Source organism: Mammaliicoccus fleurettii (assembly GCF_003970575.1).
Classification (GTDB): Bacteria; Bacillota; Bacilli; order Staphylococcales; family Staphylococcaceae; genus Mammaliicoccus; species Mammaliicoccus fleurettii.
In genome coordinates this window covers 1-10,022 of record NZ_RXWZ01000014.1, presented here as the reverse complement: position 1 = coordinate 10,022, position 10,022 = coordinate 1, and the positions used below count along the sequence as shown (strand labels likewise).

Below are 10,022 nucleotides of genomic sequence, written 5' to 3'. Positions count from 1 at the left end.
ACCTCTTGCTCTTGCTGCTTCTAGTCCTTTTTTAGTTCGTTCACTTAATAAGTTAGCTTCAAGTTCCGCAAATGCACTCATCATAGTAAAGAACATCTTGCCCATCGCATCTTTGGTTGATACGTTCATATCTATAATATGTAAATCAATACTATTATCATCTAACCATTGAGATAACTCAATTAATTGCTTGGTTGTTCGGCCAAGACGATCTAGTTTATAGATAACTAAAATATCGCCTTCACGTAAATAATCTAAGCATTTATCAAGTTCCGTTCGTTTCGTTTTGCGACCACTCGCTTTCTCGCTAAAGATACGTTCACAACCATATTCCTCAAGTGTATCAATCTGTCCATCAAGACTTTGATCTTGTGTTGATACACGTGCATAACCAATTTTAGCCATTTGAATACCACCTCTTTTAATCGTTTTATGAGTACTTACTAATGAAATCTAGTTCTCGATGCAAATAAACGCGGCTCTCATCGTCTGAAAACTCATATTTTTTGGTATTTATGATACATTGATTATAACACAAGTTTTTAGACTTCGATATCCAAGAAAACCCTCTTAATATTAAGTTAAGAGGGTTTGTATCAAAAACGATCGTTTTAAAATTCGATGTATTTCTTCAATAACATCTATGAAACTGCATATTCTTACTACTAATGTTATTCATTCTTTTTGATTTTGATAGGTATAAAAGTTAAATAGTCTTTATTACTATTTTGATTTGGATTAATATAATTCATATTATTTATTGATAAATGAAATGTATCTGACATACTAAATTTTTTATTATTACCCATGGTAGCTTTCACAAAAATTTCATGTGAATTTACCATATCAATAAAGTTATTTCTATCGCAATATATAGGTTCACTTGTAAATGTATAAGTATCTCCCCATCTTTCTGTTTCATACAATTTTACTTTAGTTATTTTATTGTCAGACTTATTTTCTTTAATAAAATATTCTATGGCATAATATTTTACCATTTTTTCCTCCTTAAACTTTACATAATAGGACTTTATCAGAATTAAACAAACATCTTCTGTAAAAATCCTAGTTTGCGTTGCTTTAATAATTCAACTTTTGAAGATTGCTTTTCAATCAATGAATCTAATTTTTTTAAAAAAACGCTAATTTTCTCTTGTTCTTTAAGAACTGGAATATGTAATTTTAATTGTTTTAATTTACTAAAATACATATAAGTTCTTGATCCTCCTTGTTTTTGCATTAAAGCGTATTTTTTAAACTCATTTCCGTTATTAAGTATTTCTTTAAGAAAGTAATTATCTAAATCACTAGTAGTTTTAAATACCGGATATAAAGTACTTACGATTCCTTTTTGCACTATGTAATTTATATTAAATTTAAATACCAAGTCATCACTCATGTGTCTATAAGTAAAATAACTATAAGGGACTACATTATAGCCAGTGTTATCTTTAGAAGCTACATCTCGAGTAAAATAATCTTTTTGTAAAAATAATCCTTCTCTTGAAGAAGTTAAAACAGGATATTGATTATTTTCAGTAGTTTTTTCATCATGTGAAATCATGTAATTTCCTAAATAGTTATATTTCCAATTAGGATAATCACAACCACTATCATCTTTAAATCTTAATTCTTGAGAAAATAACTTTTGCATATATCCCTTTTTCTGTTCTTCTAATTTCGCTAACTTTTGTTCTTCGAGTTCAATTTGTCGGTCAAGTTTGCTGAAAAATTCACCGATTTTTTCTTGTTCTCCTACATTAGGTATATCTATTTTAAAATTTGAGAGAACCTTCTTAGTAATTGTTTTTATTGTACCCCCAGGAGCACGTTCTTTTTCTTTTAAGAACAATAAATATAAAACATATTTAAAATAATTTTTGTTCATTTCTATTTTAAAAGAATAAATTAATAGTAATGTTCTATCAATATATGCATCATAGTGTAAAAGGGCTACTCTACCTATACTACCTTGTAATGTTACTACTATATCACCTTTAAATCCTTTTACACTCTTAGGTTTTGCTAAGTCACTAATTTTTTGTTTAGTTTGATCATGTAATTTCATATTTTTATCAACGTCAACTACTTGTACAAATGGCTCACCATTTTTTTCATCATACCATTCTTTATTTCCATATGGTTGTGGGAAAGAACCTCTTCTATAATTAGCAACATCATCTAATTTTTTCTTTTTCCACTCATCTTCAAAGCCAGTAAATCTTAATTCAGGTACATTTACCACTTCATTAGTCATGTTTTAACACTCCTAATTCCTTAAGATAGTTATTAATTTCTTGTTCTACTTCGATAATTTCATCATCAATTTGATTTAAGTCTTTTTGAACTTGTTCTAAATCAATGGGTTCTTCTTCTTCAAATGTATCGACATATCTTGGGATATTAAGGTTATAGTCATTTTCTGCAATTTCTTCTAAACTTGCCGCGTAACTATACTTATCTAATGTTTCTCTATTTTTATATGTTTCAACAATTTTTTCTACATCTTCGGTTGTTAAATGGTTTTGATTTTTACCTTTTTCAAATGACTGCGATGCATCAATAAACAGCACATTATCATCGTCTTCACGACACTTTTTAAAGACGAGTATACTCGTTGGTATCGATGTACCGAAGAATAAGTTGGATGGTAAACCAATAATTGCGTCTAAATAATTTTTTTCTTTAATTAAGTACTGACGAATCGTCCCTTCAGCCGCGCCACGAAATAACACACCATGCGGTAAAACGACAGCCATTGTGCCATTATCATCTAGGTGATAAATCATATGTTGTATAAATGCAAAATCTGCTTTTGATTTAGGTGCTAGTTTGCCATAATTACTAAATCGAGGGTCTTCTAAGAATTGTGGGTCTGAACTCCATTTCGCACTATAAGGCGGATTCGCCACCACTGCCTCAAAACGTTCATCTGAAATGGCTGGATCTTCTATTGTATCTCCATTTTCAATTTTAAAATTCGCATAGTTCACATCATGTAACAACATGTTCATACGAGCTAAGTTATACGTTGTACTATTGTACTCTTGACCATAATATTGACGTACATTAGCTTCACGCCCAACACGAAGGAGTAATGAACCTGAACCACATGTAGGGTCATAAACGCTCTTAATATCTTTCTTATTTGCGGTTACAATTTTAGCTAAAATTGTTGAAACTTGTTGTGGTGTATAGAATTCTCCAGCTTTTTTACCTGAACTTGCTGCGAATTGACCAATTAAGTACTCGTAAGCATCACCTAACATATCGATTTCCATATCACTATGAACAAAGGGTAATGTAGATATCTTCATTATTACTTTTGAAATCAATTTTGTACGTGCAGCATTAGAGTTACCCAAACGTGAAGAATTAAGGTCTAAATCATCGAATAAGTGAATAAAGTCATCTTCACTATCATGACCTCGTGTAGAATTTTCTATGTTTTTAATCGCGTTACTCAGGTCCTCCATTTCAAAAACTTGTTTCTCAATTTTTTTAACTAAGTGACTAAATAGATATTGTGGTTCAATCACATAACCGATACGTGAAATAAATTCTTGTTCTAAGACAGGTCTATAATCTTCATCTGCCATCGCCGTTTCATAATCTATATTGTCTTCAGCTAAGAGTATTTGTGCTTGTTCTTCAATTTTTTCACTTAAGAAACGATAAAAAATCATACCTAAGATATAGTTTTTAAACTCGTTGGCATCCATATTGCCCCGTAAGTCATCAGCGATAGACCATAGATTTTTTTGTAATTCAGCTTGTTGTTGGCGTTGTTTTTCCGTAATAGACATTTAATTGTCCTCCTTGAATAAAGTGTTAGATAAGAATTGTTTTTTTAATCGACTTTGTCTTTGTTTTAATACGTTTAATTGTTTTTCTTTAATACCAATTTGCCCAATCAACCGTTGGTGTTCAATTGAAGGTAAGGTAATATAGAGTGATTTTAACTGTTGGTGGGTTAATTTTTTAATTGTTGAGCCGCCCTGCATATATTGCTTATACTGTGATTGTACTTCTGGTGCTAATTGAAACCAATAGACTAAAAAAGTAGGTTCCAACAATTCAGAAGTAACTTCAATTTTTGTATAGTTATAAGGTAAGATTGAGCCATCATGTTTCGAACTCACTAGAGTACATTCACCTGTAATCATACTAAACACAATATCATCTTTACGTACAACGGTTGCTCTTGATGAATCTTTTAATTTGATGACTCTAGGTTGATATGTATCATCTATGGTTAACCCTAAATCTATATCTAACATATTTTGATCATATACCATATAACGATGCCCTAGGTCGCTCTGATCAACTTCTAAGCGCTGTATTAATGTGCCACTTTGATAATTAACATAATCTTTTAACATACCAAACCTCCTGTAGTTTTGTTTTTCTACAAAAACAAATATAGCATGACTTTAAAATAAAAACAAGTGTAGTTTTTTAAAACTACACTTGTTTTTATTAAACACTATATTTTTTAACCATCTCTTTGATAAATGATTTAACACGCTTTATTTTTTTAGTACGTATTAAAAGACCGCCAGAAACGCCTTCTTCAATTAAGTTATTATTTAAATGACCACTAAATTCAAATTCCTTAACTAACGATTTCAATAATTCTAATGGATAGTCTGTTTCCTCAGAAAATTGTTCCAGCTCTCCGACCTTCACTTTAGATTCATAATTATAATAAGCATCATCAATTGAATCACCTTCATTTAAGTTCGGTACGACTTTATCTAGGAATGTTCGAATTAAATCGGATTTCAATCTCAATTGGTCATCGTCAGCTTTATCAAGCACTTTACGAATCTCTTTAATGTCTTTTTCTTGTTGTTCTGTATCACTTAAATCAATTTGATTTAATAAATCTAAAATATACTGAACATTAATCAAATCATTTCGTAAAATCTCAATATTAAAATCAATATTGTCTAATATAGATTCTCCCTCTAGAGTTTCTTTATCAGGTCGCATCACTTTATCATAGATATCTAAATATTTACCTTTATAATCTTCATATGTTTGTTCATCAATACCTAACGTTTCCTTATCAAATACAAATTCATCAAACGTTTTTAACTTTTGCATATGCTTCGCTAACTCGCGATATGCGATTACAAAATCACGCTGATCTTCTTCTCTTTCTAATTGGTCTACGGCTTGAGGTGTTTCAGCTAATTCAAATAGTTCAATTAGAGCCTGTTTAAATTTCGTTAAGTACGCTTGGAACGATAAGCTCAATACCGTATCTGTATTGTCTGTTTTAGAGAAAAGCTCAATAGCCTCATCCGTTTTTTCTTTTAAGTTTCTATAAGCAACAATATTTCCATAGGGTTTCGTTGGCTCTTCCACACGATTGGTACGTGAGTAAGCTTGAATAAGCGTATGATGCTGTAAATTACGATCAACATATAACGTATTTAATTTTTTACTATCAAAGCCTGTTAAGAACATATCGACAACGATAAGAATATCTAATTTTTGATCGGGTAATCCTTTTTTGACACGGTTTGATACATCATTGAAGTAACCATCAAACGTATCCGTTGAGAAATTTTTATCAAAGGTCTCGTTATACGTTTGAATAATACCTTCTAATATATCTCTTCTCGTTTGTTCATCCATCGTATCATCTATGGCTTCATTATCTTGATAACTGAATATTGTAGTGACATTAAAATTATGTACACCTTGTTTCTTCAATTTTTGGAAAACATGATAGTATTGAATTGCCATTGGAATACTTTGAACGGTCAACATACCTGTGTACATTTGGTCACGTGTTTTTTTATTATGATTCGCAATAATATGTTCTGCTACTTTTTGAACACGTTCGTCTGCCATCCATATTTCAGCTTCATTAATTTTATTAACATAACCGTCTTCGGTGATTTTTTCACTACGGTCAAACGTATTCATATATTCAACAGAAAAACCTAGCACGTTACCATCTCTAATCGCATCTTTGATTAGATAATGGTGTAGACATTCTCCAAAAATATCCGCAGTCGCGCGTCCATCTTGACTCGCATTCTCTTCAAATCTAGGTGTTCCCGTAAAACCAAAGTATTGGGCGTTTCCGAAATGTTGTCTGATGATGCGGTGCATTGAACCAAATTGCGTTCGATGACATTCGTCAATAATGAAAACGACTTTATCTTCTTTATAACGTTCCATTGCTGGATGTCCTGATTTAATCGCATTATCCATTTTTTGAATCGTCGTAACAATTAGTTTCCGTGTAGGATCATCCATTTGTTTGAGTAACTTTTTAGTATTGAATGTCCTATCAACAGAATCTGACTCAAACTTATTAAATTCCCCTAAAGTTTGACCATCTAAGTCTTTACGATCGACTAAGAATATCACTTTCTTAATATCTGGTTCTTGCGCTAAGATTTGACTCGCTTTAAACGATGTGAGGGTTTTACCACTCCCTGTCGTATGCCAAATATAACCATTGTTATTTGTTTCTATAGCACGATTTAACAAAGCCTCTACAGCATAGACTTGATACGGTCTCAAAGCCATTAATATTTTATCCGTTTCATTAATAATCATATAACGGCTAATCATTTTAGCAATATGGCAAGGTTCTAAAAAGGATTCAATAAAATCTTTAAGCACATTAATGCGCTCATTTTTTTCATCGCTCCAATAAAACATATGACTTTTCATGATTTTTTGATCGCTATTCGCATAGTAGCGTGTTTCCATTTTATTACTCACAACAAACATTTGTATAAATCTAAATAGCCCCGTATAGTTTTGACGACGATAGCGTTCAATTTGATTAAAAGCTTCTGTAATCGCAACACCACTACGTTTAAGTTCAATTTGAATCAAAGGTAAGCCATTAATTAAAACGGTTACGTCATAACGACTCTTATGTGTATCGTTCACGCTTACCTGATTTGTGACTTGAAATGTATTTTGACACCACTTTTTTATATTCATTAAGCTAAGATAAACTTTTGTTTCGTCATCACGTTCTAGTACATATTTATCCCTTAATATTTGAGCGCTTTCAAATACGCTTTTATCACTTATATCAATCATGATACGTTTAAACTCACTATCTGATATAGGTGTACCCTCTAATTTATCTGCATTTCGTTCATTTAAAATACGTCTAAAATTCTCTTTCAATTGTGTTTCGTTACGCAATGATACACGCTCATATCCCAAATCTTGTAGTTGTTTAATTACATTTTCTTCTAAACCATATTCAGTTTGGTATCCCAAATTAATCGCTCCACCCTATTAATTTTAAGTATATTTAAATATTAACATATAATAAATATAGTCTTTTAAAACAATAATTAGCTACCAAATAAACGGTTCCAAAATCCTTTTTTAGGTTGCGTTTCTTCACTTTTTTCTTCAATATCACTATCATTGTCATTTGAATTAGACAGATCATCTTTCTTTGGTGCTACATCATCTTGTGTACTTTCATCGCTTTGTCTCTCAGATATATCCTCATATTGCATCTCTGATTCTTGGTCTTGATTAATGTTTACAGAATCAGTAGTATCTGTAGTTTCTTGTGCATCAACGTTTTTTCTATCGTTATTAGATGTATCAAAGGGATAATTAAGGTACCTCTCTTCCTCTAATTGGTTTTCTAGTTTTTGAATTTTTTTATTGCTTTCTAAAGCTAATATTTGTTGATTTTCAAGCAACTTTGATCTTTCCTGTAACTCTTTTCTATAGAATTCTAATGTTGTTTCGTGACGACTTTCTTGCTTTTCAATCTGCCTATTTAAGGTGTCAATTTGATGTTTAAGTATTTCTATTATCTGAGTATCATTTTCAGACTCAACATTATCCGATTCATTATTTTTTATATCCGCTGTATTACTTTCGAAACCATATTTCTTTTTATTTTCATTTACTCTTTGAATAATTTTCTCTATATCGTTATCTTTTTTAATAAACGAAGTGTTTTCTTGTTTGATTGTTTCTATATTCAATCGCTTGATGTTGTTAAAAATGGTTTGCTTACTAACACCTAATTCTTCACTTAATATTTTCACGCTTTTCATCTCATCAACCCTTTATAAAATGTTTGTCAACTCTTTACAAATTATTATAAGCTTATTTCACTTTCAAATAAAGCTTTAACAAATAAAATCAACTACTCATTAACAAACATCGTCAACTTTTTATCAAGGGTTTGTAAAGGTTTGTGAGTCCTTTACAAACCCTTGATAAATCTATGTTTTTCCTTTTATAAGAGTATTCAAAGTGATATAATAATCTTAATACAATAAAACCTCCAACTACTGGTAATAGTTGGAGGTCGGTAATAAAACGTTACAGCACGTTTATAAAATTTTGATACTTGTATTATATACAACTATATCATCAAAGTGCAAGCAAAAAAATTATGTGTTCTTATAACGTTTTATTACCTCAATCCCAAACTAAAATTCGGAAAGAGGTTTTTATTATGCCAAAATTTGAAAAGTACAATTTATCTCAAGTAAAAACTGAAAGATTTTATCAACTACCTAAATATTTATTTGAAGATGAATATTTTAAGAAGATGTCAGCAGAAGCTAAAATTATGTATGCCTTACTAAAAGATCGTTTTGAATTATCTCTTCAGAATGAGTGGGTTGATTCAAATAATAATATTTATTTTATATTTAGCAATAAAACATTATGTGATTATTTAGGATATGGCGAACAAAAAATTATAAAATTAAAGAAAGAGCTAATTAATTATAATTTGCTTACACAAGAACGTGTTGGTCTAAACAAGCCTAATAGACTATATTTATTAAAACCAAATTATAGCTTAAAACCTAGTAATAGCAAGGAACTTCCAAATTCACAGTTCCAGAACTGTGAATTTGGAAGTTCTGGAACTGTGAAAACGGAAGTTCAAGAACAATTAAATTCATTGCCTAATGATACTGATATTAGTGATATTGATATTAGTGATACTGATATCAATGGAATGAATGGAATGAATGGACCTAATATAGATAATACAAATGAAAATACTAACCATTCATTCCATTCAAACTATGAAAATGATAATCATTTAATGGATGAACAAACTCATTTATTAAAACCTTTACCTAAAGAATTACAACAATTCATTAAATCAAGATATTCATTAGCTGATAGTATTAGTATTATTAATAAAATTATGCAAGCTAAAAAAGCAGCAGGAGATATCCGAAATGACAATTTATTTTTCTATTTTGAAAACAATGACGAACTATCAGATGCCATTATTGAAATTTTAATCGCCGTGAATCGTGAAATGAAAAAGAAACAAGAATCTATTCAAGCCATGTTAGGTTATTACTACAATGCATTAGTAAATGGTTTAGAGGAATTTCACTTCTCAACAAAAGCAAAAGAAAATATAAAAATGTATTAAGTATATTAGCCAATAAGAATAGTTAAATTTGTGGCGTGATGTAACAGGAATTACAGAAATAACACAAGTTCATGTGCAAAAAGTTAAGACAAATAATGATAAAGAACTTTATGAAATGGCTAAATATTCGGGTAAAGATAGTGATTATTTAAGTAATCAAAAAGTTTTTGATGCTTATTATAAATCTTTAAAAGGTAAACAAGTTTTAGTGTATTCAGGCTTATTTAAAGAAGCGAGAAAGTTATTGAAAAATGGCGATTTAGATTATTTAAAAGAAATTGATCCAACTGAATATATTTATCAAATCTTTTATATTTGGAAACAAAAAGAATACTTAGCAAGTGAACTTCATGATTTAACTGAACAAGAAAAAAGAGAGCTTAATCATCGCATGATTGATGAAATTGAAGAAGAAACATAAAGTGTTAGTCTTTGGCTAATGTTTTTTTATGTGTCGATCTGTCCCTGCTGGAACTATAAAAAATTGTATGCAAATTAATTTGCATGTAGATGGGCAGTGTCTTAAAAAATCGACACTGGTTTTTAGAAAAAATCATTTTGTGAAATCAAAATATATTTATTTGGCTCATATTTGCGTTTT

The 10,022-nt window shown here is 30.2% G+C and carries 8 protein-coding genes and 1 pseudogene; 2 read left to right on the top strand and 7 right to left on the bottom strand.

Going from position 1 to position 10,022, the window contains the following annotated elements:
• The 7 genes from CD129_RS00690 to CD129_RS00660 form a co-directional block, all read right to left on the bottom strand.
• The coding region (locus tag CD129_RS00690; RefSeq protein WP_142917995.1) for a recombinase family protein at positions 1-405 on the bottom strand (405 nt) is incomplete at its 3' end.
• Positions 406-671: 266 nt separating this feature from the next.
• Positions 672-998, bottom strand: coding sequence for a hypothetical protein (locus CD129_RS00685; RefSeq protein WP_126577723.1), 327 nt, complete (start codon positions 996-998; stop codon positions 672-674).
• 41 nt (positions 999-1,039) lie between these two features.
• Entirely contained in the window at positions 1,040-2,257 is a 1,218-nt protein-coding gene (locus CD129_RS13300) for a restriction endonuclease subunit S (protein ID WP_218585264.1), read from the bottom strand.
• Positions 2,250-3,806 carry a type I restriction-modification system subunit M gene (locus CD129_RS00675; RefSeq protein WP_126577722.1) on the bottom strand — a complete coding sequence of 519 codons (1,557 nt, stop codon included), beginning with the start codon at positions 3,804-3,806 and terminating at the stop codon, positions 2,250-2,252. The genes CD129_RS13300 and CD129_RS00675 overlap by 8 nt, the downstream gene beginning before the upstream one ends.
• Entirely contained in the window at positions 3,807-4,382 is a 576-nt protein-coding gene (locus CD129_RS00670; protein ID WP_126577721.1) for a restriction endonuclease subunit S, read from the bottom strand.
• 97 nt (positions 4,383-4,479) lie between these two features.
• Complete coding sequence (locus CD129_RS00665; protein WP_126577720.1) at positions 4,480-7,266, bottom strand: type I restriction endonuclease subunit R; 2,787 nt, start codon at positions 7,264-7,266, stop codon at positions 4,480-4,482.
• Between the two features lie 77 nt (positions 7,267-7,343).
• Positions 7,344-8,069, bottom strand: a complete 726-nt coding sequence (locus CD129_RS00660; RefSeq protein ID WP_126577719.1) for a DUF536 domain-containing protein — start codon at positions 8,067-8,069, stop codon at positions 7,344-7,346.
• 407 nt (positions 8,070-8,476) lie between these two features.
• Here CD129_RS00660 and CD129_RS00655 point away from each other — a divergent pair, with 407 nt between their 5' ends.
• Entirely contained in the window at positions 8,477-9,421 is a 945-nt protein-coding gene (locus CD129_RS00655) for a replication initiator protein A (RefSeq protein ID WP_107559462.1), read from the top strand.
• Between the two features lie 22 nt (positions 9,422-9,443).
• A pseudogene (locus CD129_RS00650) lies at positions 9,444-9,842 on the top strand (protein rep); the annotation flags it as partial.
• Between the last annotated feature and the right edge of the window lie 180 nt (positions 9,843-10,022).